4 protein-coding genes are annotated in these 24,648 nt (G+C 72.8%); 3 read left to right on the top strand and 1 reads right to left on the bottom strand.

Annotated features, from left to right (window positions below; genetic code table 11):
• Nucleotides 1-86: 86 nt before the first annotated feature.
• The 3 genes from ACQPXD_RS39330 to ACQPXD_RS39320 all read left to right on the top strand — a co-directional run bounded on the left by ACQPXD_RS39330 (nt 87) and on the right by ACQPXD_RS39320 (nt 23,769).
• Complete coding sequence (locus ACQPXD_RS39330) at nt 87-20,504, top strand: hypothetical protein (protein WP_432827246.1); 20,418 nt, start codon at nt 87-89, stop codon at nt 20,502-20,504.
• A 127-nt stretch (nt 20,505-20,631) separates the two neighbouring features.
• Nucleotides 20,632-23,217, top strand: a complete 2,586-nt coding sequence (locus tag ACQPXD_RS39325; RefSeq protein ID WP_432827244.1) for a right-handed parallel beta-helix repeat-containing protein — start codon at nt 20,632-20,634, stop codon at nt 23,215-23,217.
• A 9-nt stretch (nt 23,218-23,226) separates the two neighbouring features.
• Nucleotides 23,227-23,769 carry a sigma-70 family RNA polymerase sigma factor gene (locus tag ACQPXD_RS39320; RefSeq protein ID WP_432827242.1) on the top strand — a complete coding sequence of 181 codons (543 nt, stop codon included), beginning with the start codon at nt 23,227-23,229 and terminating at the stop codon, nt 23,767-23,769.
• A 92-nt stretch (nt 23,770-23,861) separates the two neighbouring features.
• Here the strand turns inward: ACQPXD_RS39320 and ACQPXD_RS39315 are convergent, their stop codons facing one another.
• Nucleotides 23,862-24,107 carry a hypothetical protein gene (locus ACQPXD_RS39315; protein WP_432827240.1) on the bottom strand — a complete coding sequence of 82 codons (246 nt, stop codon included), beginning with the start codon at nt 24,105-24,107 and terminating at the stop codon, nt 23,862-23,864.
• Between the last annotated feature and the right edge of the window lie 541 nt (nt 24,108-24,648).

Below are 24,648 nucleotides of genomic sequence, written 5' to 3'. Positions count from 1 at the left end.
TCTGAACCGGTGGGTGGATCCCCCGCGTCGGACAGAGTGAGGGCGGCACAGGCTCCGGTGACGCCCACGCGTTTGGGGAGGCACTGTTGGGACGCCCCGGTGACTGGTCGCCACTGAAGCTTTCGGGGGATCCCACCCCCGGCGACCCGGATGCGTTGCTCGGCGTCGCCGACTACATGGACGCCATGGCCCGCAACGCCGAGACCGCGGACTCCGGCCTCGGCCAGGTGGTCGCCCAGAGCGGCAACGGCGCCTTCATCGGCAAGACCGCCGACTGGCTGCGCGACCAGGTGAGCAAGGAGATGCGCGGCTTCGTGGCCGGCGTCAAGGAGGCGTTCACCGCGGCCGGCCCGGCGGTGCGCGCCTACGTGACCGCGCTGCGCAACGCCCAGGCCAAGGCCGACCAGGCGCTCAGTCAGGCGGCCGGCGCGGCCGGCGACGAGGCCCGGCTCAACTCGCTGAAGGCCGACGCGGAGGCGGCCGGCAGCGACCTCAAGTCCGCCGCGTCGACCGCGCAGACGGCCATCCACAACGCGGCCTCCCACATCACGTCGCCGACCACGCCGAAGTCGGCGTGCGACATCTTCTGGGAGATCTTCGGCTGGATCACGCTGATCATCTCCATCGTCGCGATCTTCGTCGGCGGCCCGCTCGGCCTCATCGCGTTCGGTCTCAACGCGGCGCTGGCGGTCAAGGCGATCGTCGACTTCGCCACCGGCAAGACCAACGTGCTCGGCCTGGTCCTGGGCCTGCTCGGGGTGCTCGGGCCGAGCACCCGCCCGCTGATCACGCTCACCGACCTGACGAAGCTGGCGGCCGCCGCCTGGAAGAACATCACGAAGTTCGCCGGCGTCAGCGCCTCGGGCATCGCCAAGGGCGTCGGTGAGTTCTGGCACGCGGTCTCGACGCTGAGCCTCAGCACGACGATGCGGGGCATCGGCGACATCGGGGCCACGATCGCCAACACCTTCAAGGTCGGCGCCCTGGCGATCCCCAAGGCGATCAGCTCCCTCGACGGCCTGGCCGCGCGCGGGTTCGTGGCGCTGAAGGGCTTCGCCCTCGTCACGGTACCCAAGAACCTCGGCGCGCTGCCCGGCCTGGTCGGCGCCGGGCTGAAGGCGGTCCCGGGCCTGGCCGTGGACTTCGCGCGGATCATCGGCACCGGCGCGGGCAAGGTCGGCGGGTTCGTCTCCAAGGAGTTCGGCGGCTGGAAGTGGCTGCGGATCTTCACGCCGCTGGCCGCGCACGAGATCGACAAGGGCCTCGGCGTGGCGTTCCAGGCCGGCATCCTCGGCCGCGGCCTGGGCATGGCCAAGTACGGCGGGCTGCCCAGCCTCATCGGCGGCGGCGCGCGCCTCGTCGACGGGCTCGCCCACGTCAACATCATCAAGCCGGGCGACGCCCCGCGCCCCACCAACGGCGGCTTCAACTACAGCCCCTCCGGGTTCAAGCTGCCCGATGTCCTCGAGCGGCCCATCGTCGCCTCGGACATCTCCTACTCGGCGAAGGCCATGGACCTCGCCGGCTTGAATCCCATGCCCCGCTCCTTCGACCTGGCCGGCACCAACCCGGCCGGCGACCTGGCCGGGTTCAAGAACCTCGCCCAGTTCACCAGCCCGAACGTGCACCTCCCGAGCATGGACGCCGCCCGGCTGGACACCATCGGCAAGATCGCCATTCCGGGTACGCACGGCTTCCCGTCGACCGTCGACATCAGCCAGCTGGGCCGGCTCGACGTCGGCGGCGTGAGCGGCGCCATCAGCCACGTGAACCTGCCGTCGATGGGCGGCCTGAGCGCGCCCGCGACGCACACCTCGAACTTCGGCGACCTCGGCGCCAGCCTCTCGAAGCTCACCAACGGCGTCGAGTCGCTGCACAGCTTCGGCAACGCCGAGCTGCGCAGCCTGCAGGCCGGCGACGTCCACGCCGTGCGTGTCTCCGACACCCGCGTCTCGTTCAACCTCGGCGCGCCGGAGAAGGCATTCACCGGCGGCCACGCCGCGGGGAACCTCGGCGCGATGCCGCAGATCCCGCACATCGAGCTCAACACGCTGCCCGGGATGAAGCCGGGCTCGATGCCGCATGTCGATGCGAATGCGATGCCGAGTGTGCAGGCCGGTGCGGTGCCGAAGCTGGACATGGGTGCGTTGCCGGGGATGAAGCCGGGCTCGATGCCGCACGTCGATGCGAATGCGATGCCGAGTGTGCAGGCCGGTGCGGCGCCGAAGCTGGACATGGGTGCGTTGCCGGGGATGAAGCCGGGCTCGATGCCGCACGTCGACGCCAATGCCATGTCGACCGTGCAGGCCGGCAACGCGCCGAAGCTGGACACGGGCGCGCTGCCCGGCTTCGGCGGCGGGGCCGGGCCGCACGCGTACTCGGTCGACCGGGCCATGGATCTGCTCGCCGGCCCCGACCCGGCCGCCAAGAGCCTGGACGTCACCACCGCGCACTCGGCGGTCACCGCGGTCAACCGCGACCCGTCGCTGTCGGGCCTGCCGCACCAGTCCGGGCGGCTGGACCAGGCCGGCACCGCATCGCCCGGCCACTTCGCCCATATGCAGGCGCTCGACCAGCTCAAGCGCGCCCAGGACGTCCTGGCCGGCGCGTCCGGCGACGCGCTGGCCTACGCCCGCGCGCAGAAGGACCTGCGGGTCGCCGAGTCGCTGGTCCGCCGTACCGCGGACGGCATCACGATCACCACCAAGGACTTTCACGTCGAAGGTGGTGTCCCGCAGCCGCGCCCGGGCGGTGCGGCCGAGTCGGCGCCGACGCCCGACCTGCACGCCGACCTCGTCCCGCCCAAGGCCGAGCCGGTGGACGACGGGTTCCAGGCGCTGCAGGCCCGGCTCGACAAGCTGCGCGCCGGCGACGACGTCGACCTGGCCGGCCACCAGCTGCAGCTGCGCCTCGACGCGCTGCGCGCCGGGCCGGTCGAGCACGACCCGGCCCTGCTGGCGCAGCTGCCGTCGGTCCCGGCCCACGAGGTCGGCGACGGCGTGTCGGACCTCGAGGCCCGGCTGGTGGCGCTGCGCGACGGCGCCCCGGCGACCGACCTGGGGCGCGCCGAGCACGGGTTCCACCTCGACGACGTCGACGGCGCCGGCTCGGTGCACGCGCCCGCCGGGCACGACCCGGACCTGCTGGACCTCCCGTCGGTACCGTCGCTGTCTCCGGCCGATGCGACGGCCCGCACGATCGCCCAGCAGCGCCTCGACCACCTCGAGCATCAGCTGACCATCGCCAAGGCCGAGCAGGTGCCGGCCCCGCCGGAGCCGAAGTCGCTGCACGCCGACGGGGAGGCGGGCCTGCAGGCCCGCCTGGACTCCCTGCGCGGCGGCGACGACGGGCTGCCCAACCTTCCCGACGCGCCGAAGACCGAGCCGTCGGCCCCGCCCGGCGGCAAGGAGCTCGACCTGCGCCTCGACCAGCTGCGCGGCGACGCCAAGCAGGCCGGCCTGCCCGCCGACCAGCTCAAGCAGATCACCGGGGACGTGCGCACCGCGATCGACGAGGGCCGCCACGGCGACGCCGCGCAGCGCCTGCTCGACCTGCACGAAAAGATCGACCTGCACATCGTCGACGGCCGGCTGGACGAGTTCCGCGCGCACATCGACGCGGGCCACGAGCGGGCCGCTCAGCTGGGCCTGGACAAGGTGGGCTGGCTGGAGCACGCCGTCGGCATCGAGCGGGCCGCGGCGGCCGGCGACAAGGCCCAGGTGCACGCGCTGCTCAACGCCTACGAGACCACGCTGGCCGGCCACCTCGCGGTGCAGAAGATGCTCGACCTCAAGGCGGTCGACGCGCCGCTCGGCGAGCACGCACCGCCCGGCGGCCACGACCCGGACGCACCCGGCGGCCACGGCGGTGGCGGCGACGGCGACGTCGAGGACCTGCAGGCGCGGTTCGACGCGCTGCGCGACGGCGGTCCCGGCGGCCACGGCGGCGGTGACGACGGTTTCGGGGACCTGCAGGCGCGGCTGGATGCGTTGCGCGACGGCGGTCCGAGCGTCCATGGTGGCGGTGACGACGGTTTCGGGGACCTGCAGGCGCGGCTGGATGCGTTGCGCGACGGCGGTCCGAGCGTCCACGGTGCCGGGGACGACGCGGCCAAGGACCTGCAGGCGCGGTTCGACGCGTTGCGCAACGGCGGGCCGGGGGAGCACGGCGCCGACCTCGGCTCCGTCGAGCGGCCCGGCGGAGGCGGGCACGACGCGGAGGCGTTGCCGGATCTGCCGGCGGTACCGTCGCATGATCCCGCTGACGCCGCGCTCGTCGACCGGCTGCGGGAGCTGCGCGGCGACACGCGGATCAGGCTCGGCATGGACGAGGCCGAGCGGGCGCAGTGGGACGCCGACTTCCAGCGGGCCGGCACCGAGACCGAGAGCGCCGGCCTGCTGCAGCGCTACGAGGAGCGCATCGCCGGGCTGGACCGCGACGCCCGCCTGGCCGAGCTGCGCGACGGGCCGGGCAAGTTGCCCGCGGACGAGCACCGCGCCTGGCAGGACGCCCTCGGCCGGGCCGGCGACGACCAGGCCGCCATCGACCGCGTGCTCGACGGCTACGGCGCGAGCGTCGCGGAGCACCGGGTGCAGTCCGCCGGGCACATCACGGCCGCGCTCTCCGCCCCGGACCACCTGCGCCCGCTCAACTCGCGCCTCGACGAGGGGCTCGGCGGGCTGTCGCAGGGCCTGCGCGATCGCAACATCTCGGAGCACTCGAGCCTGTCGGACCGGCTCGGCCGGCTGCGCGACGGCGAGAGCAGCCCGATCCCGGACCACGGCCCGGGCGAGGGCGTCGCGCGCACCGACGTCCCGGCATTCCCGGACGTGCCGCGGGACCTGCCCAGCGCGCCGAAGGACCTGCCGGCCACCGCGAAGGACCTGCCGAGCACGCCCAAGGACCTGCCGAGCACGCCCAAGGACCTGCCGAGCACGCCCAAGGACCTGCCGGCCACGCCGAAGGATCTCCCGGGCACGCCCAAGGACCTGCCCTCCACGCCGAAGGACCTGCCCTCCACGCTGAAGGACCTGCCTTCGACGCCGAAGGATCTGCCGAGCGCGCCGAAGGATCTGCCGGCTCCGGCCAAGGCGGGCACGGATACCGCGTCGGTCAAGGCCGGGGCGGACACCGCGCCGCCCACGGCCGGGTCGCAGACCGCGCAGCTGCCGCCGCAGGTGAAGCCGGCCGACGGCGAGACCGCCGTGCTGCCGCCGCGGGACCTGCTCGGCGCCGGCAAGCCGCCGACCAGCGCGCCGCGGGTCATCGAGGTGAACGCCGAGCGGTGGACGCCGATGCAGGACGCGTTCCGCTTCGAGCGCACCGGCCCGGACACGGCGCCGAAGGTCACCCGGCCGCCGGTCGGCGGCGAGCGGGTCGGCGTGCGTTACCAGCTCAGCGTGACCGAGCAGGAGTACCTGTTCACGCTCAACGTCCACCTGACCGACGCCGGGGCCGGGGCGCGCGGCCTGACCGACGTGCAGGCCAAGGTGGAGCAGGGCGTCGCGCAGTACATCAACGCCCCCGGCTACCGGCTGCCCGGCACCGACCGGCCGATGCGCGTCGTGGTCAAGTTCGTCGACGACCCGGCGCAGGCCCACGCCCGCGTCACCGTGCCCGGCGAAGGCGCCCGCATGGACCAGCGCACCTGGGCCGCCGGGGCGCCCGCGTCGTCGTACGCCCACGAGGTCGTCCACCACCTCGGCGTCCTCGACGGCCAGCCGCCGCCCGGGGCGCTGCTCAAGGGTCCGGTCGAGCGCGCCGACAACGACCTGATGGACATCCACGACCACGACGGGCCGTACGTGCTCACGCCGAAGGCGCTCGACCAGATCGCCTCCGTGCTGTCGCCGCACTTCGCCGGCTCGGTGACGCCGCGCCCGATCCCGGTGGCCGACCCCGGCCACATGGCCGAGGACTTCTGGAACGCCGGCGTCGACGTGCCGCCGCGGGTGACCACCACCGAGGCCAAGCCCGAGACGATCCCGATGACCACCTTCTCGACGGTGCAGCAGCCGCCGCCGCTCCCGAAGCCGCCGGCGGACCTGGCGAAGCCGGACCCGGCCGTGAAGGTTCCGGCGGAGCCGGTGAAGGTGGAGGTTCCGGCGGAGCTGGTCAAGCCCGAGCTGGTCAAGCCGGAGCCGGTTCAGCAGGTGTCGCCGGAGACGGTGAAGCCCGAGGCCCCGGTCCAGGAAGTGAAGCCGGAGCCGGTGAAGCCCGAGGTTCCGGTTCAGGAGGTGAAGCCGGAGCCGGTCGTCAAGGTGCCCGCCGAAGGGGTGAAGCCCGAGGTTCCGGTCCAGGAGGTCAAGCCGGAGCCGGTCGTCAAGGCGCCCGCCGACGAGGTCAAGCCCGAGCCCGAGGTTCCGAAGGAGGCGCCGAAGCCGGTCGCCGCCAACCTGCAGGGGGCCTACGGCGAGCGGCCGGAGCTGCTCTACGAGGTCGACTCGATCGACGACCTGAACAAGCTGGTCACCGACGTCGAGACGGGCGTGGACCGGGCCGTGCGGGACAAGGTCGCGGCCACCTGGAGTGCCTACCGCCCGCACATGCCGGGGAGCAGGGTCAAGACCGGGGACATCACCCAGGCGCTGCGCGACGACATGCAGTCGTTCTTCGCCACCGGCGGGCGCAGCTTCGACGTGGAGGACCACGTCGGGGGCTGGCACCGGGTGACGATCGAGCCGCGGTGGGAGACGGACCAGGCGAAGGTCATCGACCAGAGCGAGGACAAGGCGAAGTTCGACACCCGCGCCGACCACGTGAGCGGCTCGAAGCAGTCGGCCACCACCGGCGGTACCGGCGCGATCGCGGGCAACGTCGTCCTGCCGCAGCGCGTCGGGCCCGGCGGCGGCTTCGGCGGCGAGCTGAACCTGTCGCGGCCGCTGCAGAGCCACGAGATGAGCTCGCGGCTCACCGACTCGCACAACGTGCGCAGCGGCTCGGGCTCGCACCTGGTGAAGTCCCCGGTCGCCTTCCGGATCACGGTGTCCGACGCGCGGGCGGCCGTGCTCGGCGTACCGAAGGCGATCGATCGGACGGTCGGCGACAACAGCGTGGTGTTCCGCTCGGTCGACGACATCGCCAATGCCAAGCCGAGCGCGATGGAAAAGATCCCGATCGACACGGCCAGGCACGCCGCGCTGCTGGTGGAGAACCTCACGCCGGTGCGCATCCTTACCGCCGGGCTGAACCTCGGCGACGGCGTCAAGCCCGCCTCGACCTGGCACGACGTGTCCGAGGAGATCCTGGTGCGGCTGACGCCCACCAAGACGGTCGCGCCGGGCACGATGGGCGCCGGCGAGGCCCGCGACTTCCTCTCCGAGTCCTCGTTCCTCGCGCAGCTCATACCAGCGCTGGACGGCGCCTTCCACCCGCCGACGATCAGCAGCACGCACGGCGCGCACGCGCTGTCGCTGGAGCTGTCGGCGGCCATGCCGGAGCTGTCGATGCTGCTCGACGTCGGCAAGTCGTCGTTCCGCTGGCAGCCCGGCATGACCGTCGGCTCGAAGTCGTCGCAGGTCAGCCGGGTCGGCGGCGCGGTGTCCGTGGTGCCGATCCGCTACGGCTTCGGGGCCGGCTACGTGCAGGCCCGGCTCACCCTGGGCTTCCAGCGGGCGCAGAACGCCTCGATGTCGGGCAGCAGCACCTCGCGGATCGGCAGCGAGTTCAAGGACATCAAGAACGTCGTGGTGGAGGCGCACTTCCGGGTGACCCTCACGCCCGCCCTGCGCGAGGTGCCGGGCACCCGGGCCCCGCTGTCCAGCGGCGCGGTCAACGCGATGACCATCGACCTGGTCGTGCTCGGCCGGCTGCCCTTGAACAAGGCGATGCAGCTGGCCAAGGACATCGACTCGATCGTGCCGTCGCCGACGGTGTGGCACGTGCCGCCGTACGCGGCCACCGGCGGCCGGTCGCTGGTCACCGGGCTGAGCGCCTTCCGGCAGCTGCACCAGGACGTGACCGAGATGGTGCGGCGCTTCGAGGGCGGCTTCCTGCCCAAGTTCGGCGACGAGAACGTGAAGCGGATGCTCACCAGCCGTTCCGCGCTGGAGCGCCAGCAGAACCAGTCCGAGCTGGACCGGGTCATCTCCCCGGCCGCCCTGCGCCAGGGCAACCCGACCCTGCTGAAGCAGGGCCTGATCGCCGAGCTCAGCCGTACCAAGAAGATCGGGACGCGGCACATCATCGTGCACGTCACCGGCCGCTACACGGGCGGGTTCAAGCACCTCGGGACGGAGGAGCGCGTGGCGGTGCGCAACGCGCGCGCCGACGCCGTGCAGCAGAAGATCCAGGCCAGCGGCCAGGTGCGCGGCACCCTGGCGTTCGAGGGCGGCGGCGTGTTCCGCATGGGCAACGACAACATCTCGACCGCGCTCGTGCCGTCGGGCGCGATCGAGCTGCGCGGGCGGGTCGGCCGGCAGAGCGGCGCGCAGCTGTCCGGCCAGGAGGTGCGGCTCAACGGCGGCACCGTGGACTCGCAGGCCTTCGGCACGCACCTCGAGATCGAGGTCCACATCTACTCGTACACCATGCACGCCGGCTACGACCCGCACGCGCCGGTGCTGCTCGGCCAGGTCGTGGAGCACCGCCCGCCCCGCGCGGAGAAGGGCGGCGCGAACGGGTGGGAGACCCAGCAGGCGCCGGATGTCGGCGGGCGGCAGTTCACCCGCTACCGCCTGGTCCAGCAGCGGCCGGTGCGGGTGCTGTACGACAACGCCTCGGTCCTCGCGTCGGCGATCGAGCACCCCCCGGCGCTCGTCCGGCGGCCCGACCCGATGGGCGTCAGCCGGGCCACCAAGGTCCAGCTCGGCAGCATCCGGGAGTGGGTGGACGACGGCGGGAAGACCCCGGTCAAGGACTGGCTGTCGGTCGAGGGCATGCCGGGCAGCGACTTCGTGCTCAAGCTCGCCCAGGACGCCGTGCACGACGCGCAGCAGTACACCAGCCGCGCCTCGCGCACCAAGCTCGGCGACGTGCGCGGCACGGACGCGTTGCTGGAGGGCATGCCGGCCTGGGCCAAGCTGATCGACCGGTTCTCCGAGACCAACCAGGTCGGCTCGCTCAAATCGATGCTGAACGACCAGTGGCAGGTGGACCGGATCACCTCCGAGGAGAACGGCGCCGCGCTCGACATCGCGGTCTCCGCCAAGCTGACCAAGCCCGAGATCATTCCGGCGTACGGCAAGATCACCACCGAGAAGGCGTCGGTCGGCGCGGTCGAGGTGGACGGCACGCGCATCACCGAGCATCAGATCGTGGCCCGCGCCAACTTCTCCACCAACCTGCGCAAGCCCGGCACCCAGGAGAGCACCAGCGGCGGTGGCGGGGTGATCAACCTCGGCTACGAGCAGCTGCTGAAGGCCAAGACGACCCGCAAGAACGCGAGCGTCTCCGGCGCGATCGAGCGCAACGCCAACAACCGCAAGGGCGTCACCCTGTCGTACCTGGTCAAGTTCGACCTGAAGGTGTCGGTCGCCGCGGAGATCACCACCGAGCCGGCGAAGTACGCGATCATCCCGCAGGCCATGCGCACCGGCGACTGGCTGCACCACTTCAAGTCGATCCAGCGCGATGGCACGATCACCAACGCGGTGTACCTCCGCCTGGACGCGAAGGTCGTCGAACAACTCGGCCTGCTGCCGAAGCTCAAGGGCGACACCGGCGCGTCCGGGCGCCCCTGGCTGCCGGACCCGAAGATGCAGCTGCGGCTGGCCCCCGGGCACGGTCCGGGCCTGGGCCTCTACACCTTCACCGAGACGCCGGCGCTGACCGGGCCGATGACCGACGCGCTGAGCAAGGCCGCCGCGGCCCTGGACGACAAGGCGCTCGTCAAGATCTCCGATTCGCTGTCGGGCGACGGCCTGGACGATCCCATGCTCAACCGTCAGCGCCTGATGTACCTGTTCACGCCCGACGGCGTCGCCCAGCACTGGTCGTCCATGGTGGACGGTGGCGTGTCCGTGCTGCACATGAAGCCGGGCAAGGTCACGCAGCATTCCCGGGATGTACGCCTGATCGCCACGCCGATCGGCAAGCCCGAGTTCCGGGGCTTCGTCGCCAACAACGACGACCTCGACATCAAGACGACCAGCGTCCGCGACGCCGGCAAGACGGTGCAGCGCACGTCGGGCAGCACCGCGACCGCCAGCGTCGCCGGCACCGGCGTCACGAACCACGGCGGCGAGAACCTGGCCATGGGCCTCGGCGACGGCGTCGGCCGCTCCTCGCAGAGCGCCAACATCCAGAGCACCGGCCACACGACGGTCGACACCCAGCTCAGCTCCGGCCGCGGCGTCAAGGGGCGGATGCGCTTCGAGGCCGAGTTCTCCCTCGTCGTGTTCGACAAGGGCAAGCAGGTCGGCGACCCGATGCTGACCGTGCGGGACTTCGTCGAGCAGGACCGGTGGGCCGACGACCTGCGCCCGCCGCGGACGGCCGAGGCCCCGGCGCCGCCGCGCACGTATCAGATCACCGCACCGGCGGAGCCGGGGCCGGGCTGGAAGACGCTCAACGGCCTGCCGCTGCCGCCGCGCTTCACCGCCGAGGACCTGACCCAGCTCGCCCACCTGCAGACGACCGTGGAGGGGCTGCTGAACAGCGCCGCGAAGCGGCTCAAGACTCCCGGCTACGCGGGCGCGCACCAGATCCACCAGAGTCTCACGCCGGAGTTGTTGTTGCCGGCGGTACCCAAGATGCTGACCCCCGAAGGCTTCGACCTGCCGTCGGTGACCAGCGCGACCCTGTTCGGCCAGCAGGCGAAGATCAACCTGAAGCTGGTCCCCGAGGGCGCCTCGCTCGGCGGCGTCAGCACCAAGGTCTACCGCGAGCACGCCCCGCAGACGAGCGCCGGCTACAACGCGGGTACCAACGCGGTCGTCCAGTCGCTGCGCACGCCGCGCGTCCCGGTGATCGGCCGCGGCTTCGCCGACGACCCCTACCAGGCCCTGGAGACGGGCGGCCCGGGCGTGTCCGTCGGCGACGCGCAGACGGCGACCGAGAGCGGCAGCCTCTCCACGGGCTCGCTGGGCAACGTGAAGCCGGAGAGCCGCTCGGCCCTGGTGGACTACCTCAGCCGGATCGAGGTGACCATCGAACTGCCGCGGTCCCTCGGCCCCACCAAGACGGTCACCAGCGTCGGGGCGTCGGCCAACCGGCTGACCGTCTCGCTGCGCATGGGCCTGCACGACGCGCGGGACGCGCTGCACATCCCGAAGAGCGCCGAGGGCCTGGCGAACCTGCCGGACCGGGTCACCGCCTTCGATGCGCTGGAAAAGCACGAGGCCGCGGTGGCCAAGGCGGCGGACGCGTTCATCACGGCCGCCGACAACCTGGACGCGGCGCGGTACGAGGCGCACAGCAAGGCCCCGGACAGCCCCGAGCGGGCGGCCGCGGAGGCGAAGCTGCCGAAGCTGATCGAGTCGTGGGAGCAGGCCGGGAAGACCTGGTGGGACCTGGAGCAGCAGCACCACCGGGCGCTGGAGACGTTCCGGGACAACTACCTCGGCGTGGCGAAGGACGCCGACTCGGCGAGGCTGTCGCAGCTGGTCCAGCAGCAGGGCAAGGACGCGCTGGAGCCCCCGGCCCCGCCGCCGGCGCCGAAGCAGCCGGAGGCCCCCAAGCTGCCGGAGGCCCCCAAGCAGGAGGCGCCCAAACAGGAACCTCCGAAGCAGGAGCCCCCGAAGCACGAGCCACCCAAGCAGGAGCCCCCGAAGCAGGAAGCCCCGAAGCAGGAGCCGCCGAAGCAGCCGGAGGCGCCGAAGGTGGAGGCGCCCAAGCAGCAGGACGCGCCGAAGCTCGAGCCGCCGAAGACGGAGGTGTCGAAGCAGCAGGACGCGCCGAAGCTTGAGCCGCCGAAGCTTGAGCCGCCGAAGGTGGAGGCGCCGAAGGGCGAGACGGCGAAGAGCGCCGGGGGAGAGACCGCGGTGCAGGCGGTTCCGCCGCGGCGGCTGCAGGTGCCCGGCGACGGGCGGTGCCAGCTCTACAGCATGATCGCCAGCGACCCGGGCCTGATCGGGCAACGCCTGGCCGAGGCACACATCGGCGCTCCGGAGCTGCATGCCTGGCTCGACAACGCCGCCGAGGTCCGCGAGCAGGTCGCCATCCTGCGGGAGGTGGGGCTGCGGGACAAGCGCGGGCTGGTTCCGCGCACGACCCTGCTCGGCTCGGCGGCCGAGCACCTGCGGACCCTGGTGGAGCGGCACCTGCGCCAGGTAGGCCGGGACGGCGTGCCCGTGCAGGCGGTCGTGCAGTACCGCAACAACAACATCGGTATGTACCGTGGCACCGCGGCCGGAATGTCGCGGTCCGGGCTCGTCAAGGCGCTGCGCGCCGCCGGCCTGCAGACGGTCCAGGACGGGCAGTTGCTGCCCGTCCAGCTCCTGCGCGACCGGTACATCCAGGAGCGGACCGCAGAGCTGGTCGCGGACCACTTCCCCGAGCCGGAGGCCCGGGCCGAGGCCGAGCGCGTCGTGCCGCTCCAGCAACCGCTGGACAACTCGGACGCGGTCAACCTCGGAAATGGATCACTGTCGATGCAGGGGATGCTCGACTACCTGGTCAGGCGGGGCCGGCCGGTCGAGATCGAGGCGCTTACCGATGCCGGGCTGCGCGACATGCACGTGCAGAGCCAGCTCGACCCCGCGCGGCCGTTCACCGCCGAGGAGTACGCCAGCCTGATCGACGCGGTGCGGCACTGGGAGCACCGCTACGCCTACGCCGCCGGCGAGCTGTTCCTGCCGCTGCTCGCCTCCGCGCTCGACGCTCGCGTGCGGGTGCACCAGGCCATGACCGCCCCGGTCACCGTCGGCCGCGAGGGCGCGCCGCTGATCCACGCCCAGCGCAGCGGCGACCACTACGACGCCCTCGTGCACCCGGCCGCCCCGCCCGCCGAGGCCCAGCCCACGGTGACCGCCACGCCGCAACCGCCCCAGGCCAAGCCGGTCGGCGCAGAGGCGAAGACCGAGGTCAACGCCGCGGTAAAGCCCGAGGTCAAGGCCGAGGTCAAGCCGAATGCGGCGGTGAAGCAGCAGCCGCCCGAGGCGAAGCCGGTCGGCGGCGAGGTCAAAGCCGAAGCCAAGGCCGAGGTCAAAGCCGAAGCCGAGGTCAAGGCTGAGGTCAAAGCCGAGGTCAAGGCCGATGTGGTGGTCAAGCCGCAGCCGCCGGAGGCGAAGCCGGCCGGGAGCGAGACCGCGGTGGTTCCGTCGCGGGTGATCGAGGTGGACGCCGAGCGGTGGACGGCGTTCGACGGCGCGCTCCGGTTCTCCTCCACCGGGCCGGACACGGCGCCGCGGATCACCCGGCCGCCGGCCGGCGGGGAGCGGGTCGGCGTGCGCTACCAGCTCACCGCGACCGATCAGGAATACCTGTTCACCCTCAAGGTCCACCTGAACGACGCCGGGGCCGGGGAGCAGGCGCTGGCCGATGTGCGGACCCGGACCGAGCAGGGCGTCAACCAGTACGTCAACGCGCACGGGTACCAAGTGCCCGGCACCGGCGTGCCGATGCGGGTCGTGGTCGAGTGGGTCGACGACCCGGCGCTGGCGCACGCCCACATCAACGTGACCGCGGGCCAGGTCGCGATGGACCAGCGTACGTGGGCGGCGGGGGCGCCGGCGTCGTCGTACGCCCACGAGGTCGTCCACCACCTCGGCGTCCTCGACGGGCGGCGGCCGCCCGGCGCCGTGCTGCACGGGCCGGACGAGCACGTCCAGAACGACCTGATGGACATCCACGACCACGACGGGCCCTTCGTGCTCACGCCGCGGGCGCTCGAGCAGATCGCGGAGGTGCTGGCCCCGCACTTCTCCGGCTCGGTGGCGCCGCGCCCGATGCCGGCGGCCGATCCCGGCCACATCGCCGAGGAGTTCTGGAACAGCGGCGTCGACGTGCCGCCGCGGGTGACCACCACCGCGACCAAGCCCGAGGCGAAGCCCGAGACGATCAAGATGACCAAGCTCTCGACCGTGCCGGAGCAGCCGGTCGTGAAGCCGCCGGCGGGGGAGGTCAAGCCCGAGGCGGCGACCCCCAAGGAGGCGCCGAAGCCGGCCCCCAGCAAGCTGCCCGGGGCGTATAAGGACCGGCGCGACCTGCTGTACGAGGTCGACTCCATCGGCAATCTCGACAAGCTGGTGACCGAGGTCGAGCAGAACGTGGACCTGGCGGTGCGGGAGAAGGTCGCCAAGACCTGGAGTGCCTACCGTCCGCACCTGCCCGGCAGCAAGGTCAAGACGGCCGGCATCGCGCAGGCGCTGCGTGACGACACGCAGTCGTTCTTCGCCACCGGCGGGCGCAGCTTCGACGTGGAGGACCACGTCGGCGGCTGGCACCGGGTGACGGTCGAGCCGCGGTGGGAGCCGGGCGACGCGGAGGTCATCGACCAGAAGCTGGACAACGCGAAGTTCGACACGCGCGCCGACCACGCGGCCGGCTCGAAGCAGGCGGCGACCTCGGGCAGTACCGGCACGCTCGGCTTCTCCGTCGTGATACCGCAGCGCGTCGGCCCCGGCGGTGGTGGCGGCGGCGAGATCGCGCTGCCGCGGCCGTTGGAGACGCACGAGACGAGCGCCCGGCTCACCGACTCGCACAACGTCCGCAGCGGCTCGGCCTCGAACCTGGTGAAGACCCCGGCCACCTTCAGGATCACCGTCTCCGACGCGCGGGCTCCGCTGGGCGGCGACGGTACCGTCACCAAGACGGTCGACAACTCGGTCGTGTTCCGCTCCGTCAACGACATCGCCACCGCCAAGCCGGGCACGCTGGGCAAGGTCGACATCGATGCGGCCGAGCACACCTCGCTGCTGGTGGAGAACCTGACCCCGGTGCGCATCCTCAAGGCCGGGCTGAACCTCGGCGACAAGGAAATGCCGGAGGCGACCTGGAACGAGGTGGCCGAGCAGATCCTGGCCCGGCTCGCGCCGACCAAGGCGGTCGAGCCGGGCACGATGGGCGCCACCGAGGCCCGCGACCTGCTCACCGAGGCGACCTTCCTGGCCAACCTCATGCCCGCGCTGGACCACGCCGTGCACCCGCCGGTGATCAACAGCACGCACGGCGCGCACGCGCTGTCGGTGGAGATGTCGGCGAGCGTGCCCGACCTCTCGGTGCTGCTCGACATCAAGAAGTCCTCGTTCCGCTGGCAGCCCGGCCTGACCACCGGCGCGAAGCAGTCGCAGGTCAGCCGGGTCGGCGGGGCGATCAACGTGGTCCCGATCCGGTACGGCTTCGCGGGCGGCTACGTGCAGGCCCGGCTCACCCTGGGCCTGCATCGGACACAGACCGCCTCGTCGGCGACGAGCAGCACCTCCCGCATCGGCAGCGAGTTCAAGGACATCGAGAACGTCGCGGTGGAGGCGCACTTCCGGGTGACCTTCACGCCCGCGCTGCGCGAGGTGCCCGGCAGCCGCGGCCCGCTGTCCGCCGGCGGCGCGGTCGCGCCGATGACGATCGACCTCCTCGTGCTCGGCCGGATGCCCGCGAAGAAGGCCATCGAGCTGGCGACCGGCAACTCGACGATCGTGCCGTCGCCGGAGCGGTTCGTGCCGCCCTACGCGGAGACCGGCGGCCGGTCGCTCGTGACCGGGCTCAGCGCGTTCAAGGGCCTGCACGACGACGTGACCGATCTGGTACGCCGCATCGAGGGCGGGTTCCTGCCCAAGTTCGGCGACAAGAACGTGAAGCGGATGGGCACCAGCCGGGCCGCGCTGGAGCGCCAGCGCAACCAGGCCGAACTGGACCGGGTCATCTCCCCGGCGGCCCTGCGCCAGGGCGGCCCGAGCCTGCTCAAGCACGGCCTGATCGCCGACCTGACCCGCACGAAGAAGATCGGGACGCGGCACATCATCGTGCACGTGACCGGCCGCTACAAGGGCGGCTTCAAGCACCTGGGCACCGAGCAGGGCGTCGCGGTGCGCAACGCCCGCAACGACGCCGTCCAGCAGAAGCTGGTGGCCGCGGGCCAGGTGCGCGGCGCCGTGGTGTTCGAGGGCGGCGGCGTGTTCCGCGTCGGCGACAAGAACGTCGCGGCCGCGCTGGTGCCCTCGGGCGCGATCGAGCTGCGCGGGCGGCGCGGCCGGCAGAGCGGCGCTCAGCTGTCCGGCCAGGAGATGCGGCTCAACGGCGGCACCCCGGACTCCCAGGCGTTCGGCACCGACCTGGAGATCGAGGTCCGGGTCTACTCGTACACCAAGCGCACCGGCTACGACCCGAAGTCGCGGGTCAAGTTCGGCCGGGTGGTACGCCACCGTGCGCCGCGCGCGAGCCGGGGCGGCGCGGGCGCGTGGCAGGCCCAGAACGTCACGGGCGTGAACCGCGGCGACTTCACCCGCTACCGCCTGGTCCAGCAGCGCCCGGTGAAGGTGCTGTTCGACAACGCGTCGGTCCTGTCCAAGCCGCTCGAGCGGCCCACCCAGCTCTTCACCCGCCCCGACCCGATGGGCGTCAACCGGGCCACCAAGGTCCAGCTCGCCGCCCTGCGCCAGTGGGTGGACGAGGACGAGAAGTCCGCGGTGCGCGACTGGCTGTCGGTCGAGGGCATGCCGGGCAGCAAACACATCCTCGAACTCGCGATGGAGACGTTGCACGACGCGCAGCAGTACGCCGAGCGGGCCTCCCGTACCAAGCTGGAGGACATGCGCGGCACCGACGCGCTGCTGGAGGGCATGCCCGCCTGGGCCTCGCTGATCGGCCGCTTCTCCGAGGCCGACCAGGTCGGCTCGCTCAAGGCGATGCTCAACGACCAGTGGCACGTCGACCGGATCACCTCCGAGGAGAACGGCGCCGCCGTCGACGTCGCGGTCTCCGCGTCGCTGACCAACCCCGAGGTCATCCCGGCGTACGGCAACATCACGACGGAGAACGCGTCGGTCGGCGGGGTGGAGGTGGACGGCTCCAGGCTGACCGAGCACCAGCTGGCACTGCGCGGCAACTTCTCGACGAACCTGCGCAAGCCCGGCAGCCAGGACAGCACCAGCGGCGGGGGCGGCGTCCTCAACGCCGGCTACGAGCAACTGCTGAAGGCGAAGACGACCCGCAAGAACGCGAGCGTCTCCGGCGCGATCGAGCGCAACGCCAACAACCGCAAGGGCACGACCCGGTCGTACCTGGTGAAATTCGACCTGAAGGTGTCGGTCGCCGCCGAGGTGACCACCGAGCCCGCGAAGTACGCGGTCATCCCGCAGGCGATGCGCAGCGGGGATTGGCTGCACCACGTGAAGTCGATCCAGCGCGACGGCACGATCACCAACGCGGTGTACCTCCGCCTGGACGCGAAGGTCGTCGAGCAGCTCGGACTGCTGTCCGCGCTCAAGGGCGACACCGGCGCCATCGGCCGGCCCTGGATGCCCGCCGCGGCGACCGAGCTGGGCCTGCCGCCCGGGCACGGGACGGGCCTGGGCCTCTACACCTTCAACTCGACCCCGACGCTGACCGTGCCGATGCTCAAGGCGCTGGACGACGCCGTGCGGAACAACGACGAGCAGGCGCTCGTCAGGATCTCCGAGTCGCTGTCCGGCGCCGGCCTGGACGACCCGATGCTCAACCGGCGGCGCCTGCTGTACCTCTTCACCCCGGAGGGCATCGCGCACCACTGGCCGTCGATGGTCGACGGCGGCGTGTCGGTGCTGCACGTGCGGCCCGGCAAGTTCACCCAGCGCTCCCGCGACGTGCGCCTCGTCGCCGAGCCGATCGGCAAGCCGGAGTTCCGCGGCTTCCTCGCCGACAACGACGACCTCGACATCAAGACGACCAGCGTCCGCGACGCCGGCAAGACGGTGCAGCGCACCTCCGGGCACACGACGACCGCCGGCGTCATCGGCACCGGCGTGACCAACCACAACGGCGAGAACCTGGCCCTCGGCCTCGGCGACTCGGTCGGCCGCGCCAAGCAGGACGCGAACATCCAGAGCACCGGCCAGACGACGATCGACACCCAGCTCAGCTCCGGCCGCGGCGTCAAGGGCCGGATCCGGTTCCAGGCCCGGTTCTCGCTGGTCGTCTTCGACCAGGGCAAGCGGATCGGCGACCCGCTGCTGAGCGTCGACCGGTTCGTCGAGCAGGACCGGTGGGCCGACGACCTGCGGCCGCCGCGGACCGCGCCGGGCACCGAGCCGAGCAAGTACCAGATCGCCCCGCCGAAGGAGATGGGGCCGGGCTGGCGGACGCTCAACGGCCTGCCGCTGCCGCCGCGCTTCACCGCCGAGGACCTGACCCAGCTCGCCCGGCTGCAGGCCACGGTCGAGGGGCTGCTGGCCGACGCCAGCGAGCGGCTCGCCAAGCAGGGCTACGCGGGCGCGCACCAGATCCACCAGGGCCTCACGCCGGAGCTGCTGCTGCCGGCGGTACCGAAAATGCTGACTCCGGCCGGATTCGACCTGCCGTCGGTGACCAGCGCTACCCTGCTCGGCCAGCAGGCGAAGATCAACCTGAAGCTGGTCCCCGAGAGCGCCTCCCTCGGCGGCGTCAGCACCAAGGTCTTCCGGGAGCACGCCCCGCAGGCCACCTCCGGGTACAACGCCGGCACCAACGCCATCGTCCAGGGCCTGCGCGCGCCCCGCGTGCCGGTGATCGGCCGGGGCTTCGCCGACGACCCGTACCAGGCGCTGGAGAGCGGCGGCCCGGGCGTGTCCGCGGGCGACGCGCAGACGGCCAACGAGAGCGGCAGCCTCTCGACCGGCGCCCTGGGCAACGTCAAGCCGGAGAGCCGCTCGGCCCTGGTCGACTACCGCAGCCGGCTCGAGGTGACCATCACCCTGCCCAGGCCGGTCGGCTTCACGAAGACCGTCGCGAGCACCGGGCTCGCCGCCGACCGGGTGACCGTCTCGCTGCGCATGGGCCTGCACGACGGCCAGGTCGCGCTGGGCATCCCGAAGCAGGCCGAAGGCGTCGGCCAGGACGTCAAGGACCGGGTCGAGGCCTTCGACAAGCTCGTCGGCAACGAGGAGCAGCTGGCGACGGCCGCGGAGAACTTCATGAAGGCGGCCGAGGCGCTGGACACCGCCCGGTACCAGGCGCACAGCTTCGCCGAGGGCAGCGCGGAGCGGGCGGCGCAGGAGGCGAAGCTGCCCGGGCTGATCGAGGCCTGGGAGCGGGCCGGCAACGCCTGGTGGGACCTGGAGCAGGTGCACTACCGGCGGCTCGACGATTTCCGCGACAACTACCTCGGCGTGCCGGCCGCCCCGGACCCGCTGCCCGAGGCGGTGGTGGCGCCCCCCAAGCCTCCGGCGGCGCCCCCCAAGTCCCCGAAGCCCCCGGCGGCGCCGTCCAAGCCCCCGGCCGTCCCTGATTCCTCGAAGCAGCACACGCCTCCCGAGGCCTCGAAGCAGCAGCCGCCGGCGGTGACGACCAAGCCGCAGCGTCTGCGGGTACCGGGCGACGGGCGGTGCCAGCTCTACAGCTTCGTCGCCGCCAACCCCGCGCGGGTCGGGCAGCGGCTCGCCGCGGCCGGAATCGGCTCCGCCGAGCTGCACGCCTGGCTCGGCGGCCCCGCGCGGGTCCGGGCCCAGGTGACGCGCCTGACCCAGGGCGGGAAGGTGGCCGGCTCCGAGCTGGCGCAGGCGGCGGAGGCCCTGCGGGCGCTGGCGGAGCGGCACCTGCGCCAGGCGGGCCCGGCCGCGCTGCCGATCGAGGCGGTCACGCAGTTCCGCAACACCACCGTCGAGGCGACCCGGTGGTCCGTGAACCGGATGGACCGGCCGCGGCTGCTCCGCGAGCTGCGCGCGGCGGGCGTCGACACGGTCACCGACGGCCAGTTCGTTCCCGTAACACTCCTGCGGGCCCAGTACATCGAGCAGCGCACCGCCGACCTGGTCCGGGAGCGCGGCATCAGTGATCCGGCCGCCCGGGCGATCGCCACGCACGAGGTGCGGCTCAAGCCGCGGCTGCCCGGCTCCACCGCGATGAACCTGGCCGACAACGCGCTGTCGATGGGGAACATGCTCGCCTACCTCAACCAGCACGGCCGGCCGATCCGGATCGAGGACCTCGGCGACGACACCCTGCGTGACCTGCTCGTCGAGCACCACCGCGATCCCGCCCGCCCGTTCAGCCCGGCCGAGTTCGACGAGCTGATCCGGGCGGTGCAGAACTGGCAGCACCACTACAGCCATTCGGTCGGCGAGTTCTTCCTGCCGCTGCTCGCCGCCGCGCTCGACGTCCGCGTCGAGGTACACCAGACGAACGTCCGGGCCCAGGTCATCGGGCGGGAGGACGCGCCGCTGATCGCGACGCAGCGCACCGGCGACCACTACGACGCCGTCGTGCCCGCGACCACGCCCGCGCCGGTGCCGGCGCCGTCGAGCCAGGGCGGGCCCGGCCACGCCGGCGGGGCGGCCGGCGCCAAGCTCGCGGCGCTGACCGACGAGCAGCTGCGGCCCCTGTACGCGGACCTGGTCGCGAAGCAGCTGCAAGCCAAGGGCAACGACCTGGCCGTGGCCCAGGTGCTCGCGGCCGGCAAACCGGCGGACCGGGACACGATGCTGGCCGCGCTGATCGCCGCTCTGGCAACGGTTTGACGCATAGTGCCACCCGCGCCCGGTGTTCGCCGGAGGTTTCCCCGGCGGCCCAGTGCAGTTCGGCTCCCATCCGGAGGCACGTCCACATAGTTCATATGGATGTGTCGATTGTCTGGAGGCGTGGGGAATGCTGCTGGGGCGACGCACCGGCGTGACATCGGGCTCGATCCGCGTGGCGCCGGGAGAATCGGGTGCCGCGCAGAGCATCGATGCCGGCATCCGGGCCGCGGGGCCGGGCGGCACCGTGCTGGTCGCGCCCGGCGTCTACGACGAGGACCTGGTCATCGACCGGGCCGTGCACATCATCGCGGAGCAGGGCGAGGGGACGGTCCGGCTGGGCGGCCGCGCGCCGGTGCGGGTCATGTCCGCGGTCGAGATGGCCGGCCTGGTCCTCACCGGCGACGACCCGGGCGAGCCGGTGCTGATCATCCTGGAGGGTACGGCCGAGTTCGCCGGCTGCGAGTTCCGCGACGGCCGGGTGGAGGTCTCCGCGACCGCCCGGGCGACGCTGCGGGAGTGCCGCTTCGCCGGGGCGCGCTTCGCCGGGCTCTACGCCATGGGTGACAGCGCCGTGCACCTGACCAACTGCACGGTCACCGGCATCGACGGGATCGGCGTGGTGGCCGGCGGCGCGGCCCGCGTCACCCTCGACGACGTCTGGATCGGCTCGGTGTCCGGCTCGGGGGTGCGGGCCCGCGGCAACGCCACGGTCGAGCTGGCCCGGGGCGCGATCGCCGCGCCCGGGCGCCACGGCGTGCTGGTCGAGGAGTCCGCCTCGGTGACCGCCCGGGAGAGCGCCTTCGCCCGCAGCAGCGCCGACGGCGTCCTGGTCTCCGGCGTCGCGCAGGTCGAGCTGACCGGGTGCCGGCTCACCGACGCCGAGGCGGCCGGCGCGGTCGCCACCGAGCGCGGACGGCTGGTGATGACCAACTGCGACGTCGACCGGGCCGGCGCGACGGGGGTGGCGTGCCGGGGCGACGCGGTTGTCACGGTCACCGGGGGTACCGTGCGAAACTGCGGCGGCAACGGGGTCTTCGTCACCGAGCGAGGCACGGTCACGCTCGACGGCACCGCGATCGGCGACTCGGCCTACAGCGCGGTCCACGTCGGCGGCTCCGGGCGGCTGACGGTGGCGGGCGCCTGGTTCGGCCCGTCGGCCGAGCACGGCCTGCACGTCATCGGCGACGGTACCGTCGAGATGACCGGCGGCCGGGTGCAGGGCTGCGGCCTGGCCGCGCTCAGCGTCGAGGAGCATGCCGCCGTCTCGGTGGCCGACGCGGTCTTCGACGCCAACCGCAACGGCCTCGTCACCGGTTCGGACAAGGCGGTCACGCTCACCGGCTGCGTGATCGGCGGCAGCGAGCGGGCCGGCGTGCAGGTGGGCGTGGGCTCGTCGGTGGCGCTGACCGGGATCCGGATCGAACGCACCGGTACCGCCGGCATCGTCTTCGAACAGGACAGCCGGGGCACGGTCGAGCGCTGTGCGGTCAACGACGCCGGCGGATCGGGGATCGTGGTGTGGACCGGCGCGGCGCCGGAGGTGCGCGGTACCTCATGCACGGCCGGCGCGAAGAACGGCCTCTTCGTGGCCGAAGGGGGCGCCGGCACCTTCGAGGACTGCGTCTTCACCGCCAGTCAGTTTCCCGCGGTACACGTCGCGGCACAGGCGGCGCCGAAGCTCACCCGGTGCCGCATCCGAGACACCGAGGTCGACGCCGACGTCGACGAGCAGGCCAAGGCGGTGTTCACCGAGATCGCCCTGACCGGCGTGCAGACCTCGTTGCTGCCGCCCGACGCGCTCAGCACGGCGGTCCCGGCGCTGGGCACCGCCACCGCCGGCGGCGCCACGAGCGCGGCCGTGGTCGCCGCGCCGGCCGAGCGCACCGCCGAGCAGGCGGACCTGCCGGACCTGCTCGCCGAGCTCAACGCGCTGGTCGGGCTCAACCGGGTCAAGCAGGACGTGCAGGCGCAGATCAAGCTGATGCAGACGGTGCGCCGCCGCCAGGACGCCGGCCTCGCCGCCCCGCCGCTGAGCCGCCACCTCGTCTTCGCCGGCAATCCCGGCACCGGCAAGACCACCGTGGCCCGCCTCTACGGCCGCCTGCTCGCCGCGCTCGGCATGCTGGAGCGCGGCCACCTGATCGAGGCGGACCGCACCGCGATGGTCGGCGAGTACGTCGGCCACACCGGCCCGCGCACCACCGCCGTCTTCAAGCGGGCGCTGGGCGGGGTCCTGTTCATCGACGAGGCGTATTCCCTCGTGCCGCCCGGCCACACCCAGGACTTCGGCCAGGAGGCGATCGCCACGCTGGTCAAGCTGATGGAGGACCACCGCGACGACGTCGTCGTCATCGTGGCCGGCTACCCGAAGGAGATGAGCCGGTTCATCGCCTCCAACCCGGGCCTGGCCTCCCGCTTCTCGCGCACGCTGACGTTCGAGGACTACGGCGCCGACGAGCTCACCGAGATCGTCGAGTCGCAGTGCCGGCACCACGAGTACCAGCTCGCCGAGGACGCCCGCGCGGCCCTCTACGCGTTCTTCGCCTCGATAAACCACGGCCACGGCTTCGGCAACGGCCGCGCGGCCCGGCAGGTCTTCCAGTGGATGACCGAGCATCAGGCCCAGCGGGTGGCGGACCTGGAGAGCCCGTCCACCGAGGACCTGTTGCGCCTGACCGCATACGACGTCCCCACCTCCGACGCGGTCCGCTAGCGGGTCCCGATGGAGCCGAGCCGCGAGCTGGTGGAGTGGTTCGAGCGGGTGCTGGTGCCGGAGAGCTCGCCGGCGCTGCGGCAGTACATCGGCCGGCTCCTCCCCGGCGACCCGCACCGCGTCGAGGACATCGTGCAGGAGACCCTGCTGCGCGCCTGGCGGCACCTGGCGACGGTGGCCGCGGCCCGCTCGCCGCAGGCCTGGCTGACCCGGGTCGCCCGCAACCTGGCCATCGACTGGGTACGCCGGCACGCCGCCCGCCCGACGGAGGTGGACGAGGTGGACGAGGACAGCGCCCCGGCCATCTGGACACCGGGCGAGGGCCTGCTGGACGCCGCCCTCGACCGGGTCATCCTCGTCGGCGCGCTGCGCGACCTCTCGCCGGTGCACCGCGAGGTGCTCATCCGCGTGCACTTCCGCGACCGCACGCACGCCGAGGTGGCCGGCGAGCTGGGCGTACCACTGGGCACGGTGAAGTCGCGCGCCTACTACGCCGCCCAGCTGCTGCGCCGCGCCCTCGGCCACTACGGCGTCACCGACGCGTTCATCTGATGTTCTCGCGGTTCAGAATTCGGCTTGTTCGGACTTCGGCTTGTTCAGACTTCGGCTTGTTCAGACTTCGGCTTGTTCAGACTTCGGCTTGTTCAGACTTCGGCCGGGAGGATCGCGATGAGCTGCGTGGGCGGCTCCAGCGCCTCCACGACGGTGTCGCCCTCCAGCCAGAGCCCACCGGCCCGGCAGACGAGGGCGGCGGCGGCCTCCACGGGGCAGGGGAGCGGCGCCCCACAGGCGGCGCAGCGGGCGGGGTCGTCGGAATCCCGTTCGAGGTGACGGGTCTGCAGCTCGGCGGCGGTGGTGACCAGGACGCTGTCGGGATCGAGGCGCAACATGCCAACGATCGTGCGGTCGCCGCGCCCCGCGATCCCGCCACGAAACGGGTGATCCACGCGTTTCACCCGCCCCCACCCAACGCGCCCCCTGGCCCCACCCCGGGCGGCAACCCGGCCCCGCTCCACGCGGCAACCCGGCCCCTCCGGGCGGCAACCCGGCCCCCACACTCCGGGCGACAAACCCGGGCCTACGGCCGCTTGCCCCGGGCCGGCCTGGGCGCGACCTGGACCGGGCCATGATCGCCGGCGCCCCGGACTCGGCCGGGGGCGCCTCCAGCGATGGGTGCTGCTTCGGATCCCGGCGGTCCGGGCCCGGCCAGGCCCCTCGGGCGGTCCCTGCCGGGCGGCGCCGAGACCGCCGCCCTCATCGAGCGCGATCGCGGCTCGCGGCGGCTGCTCGAGCGACGGTGGCGCAGGCCGGCCGTGACGCCGAGCGCGCCGGGCGCTGGGCGGGTCGGGCGCCGAACGCGCCGGGCGGGTCGGGCGCTGGGCGGGTCGGGCGCCGAACGCGCCGGGCGGGTCGGGCGCTGGGCGGTCGTTT

Source organism: Dactylosporangium sp. CA-092794 (genome assembly GCF_050948465.1).
In the GTDB taxonomy this organism is placed as follows: domain Bacteria; phylum Actinomycetota; class Actinomycetes; order Mycobacteriales; family Micromonosporaceae; genus Dactylosporangium.
This window is presented reverse-complemented; position numbering and strand designations above follow the sequence as displayed.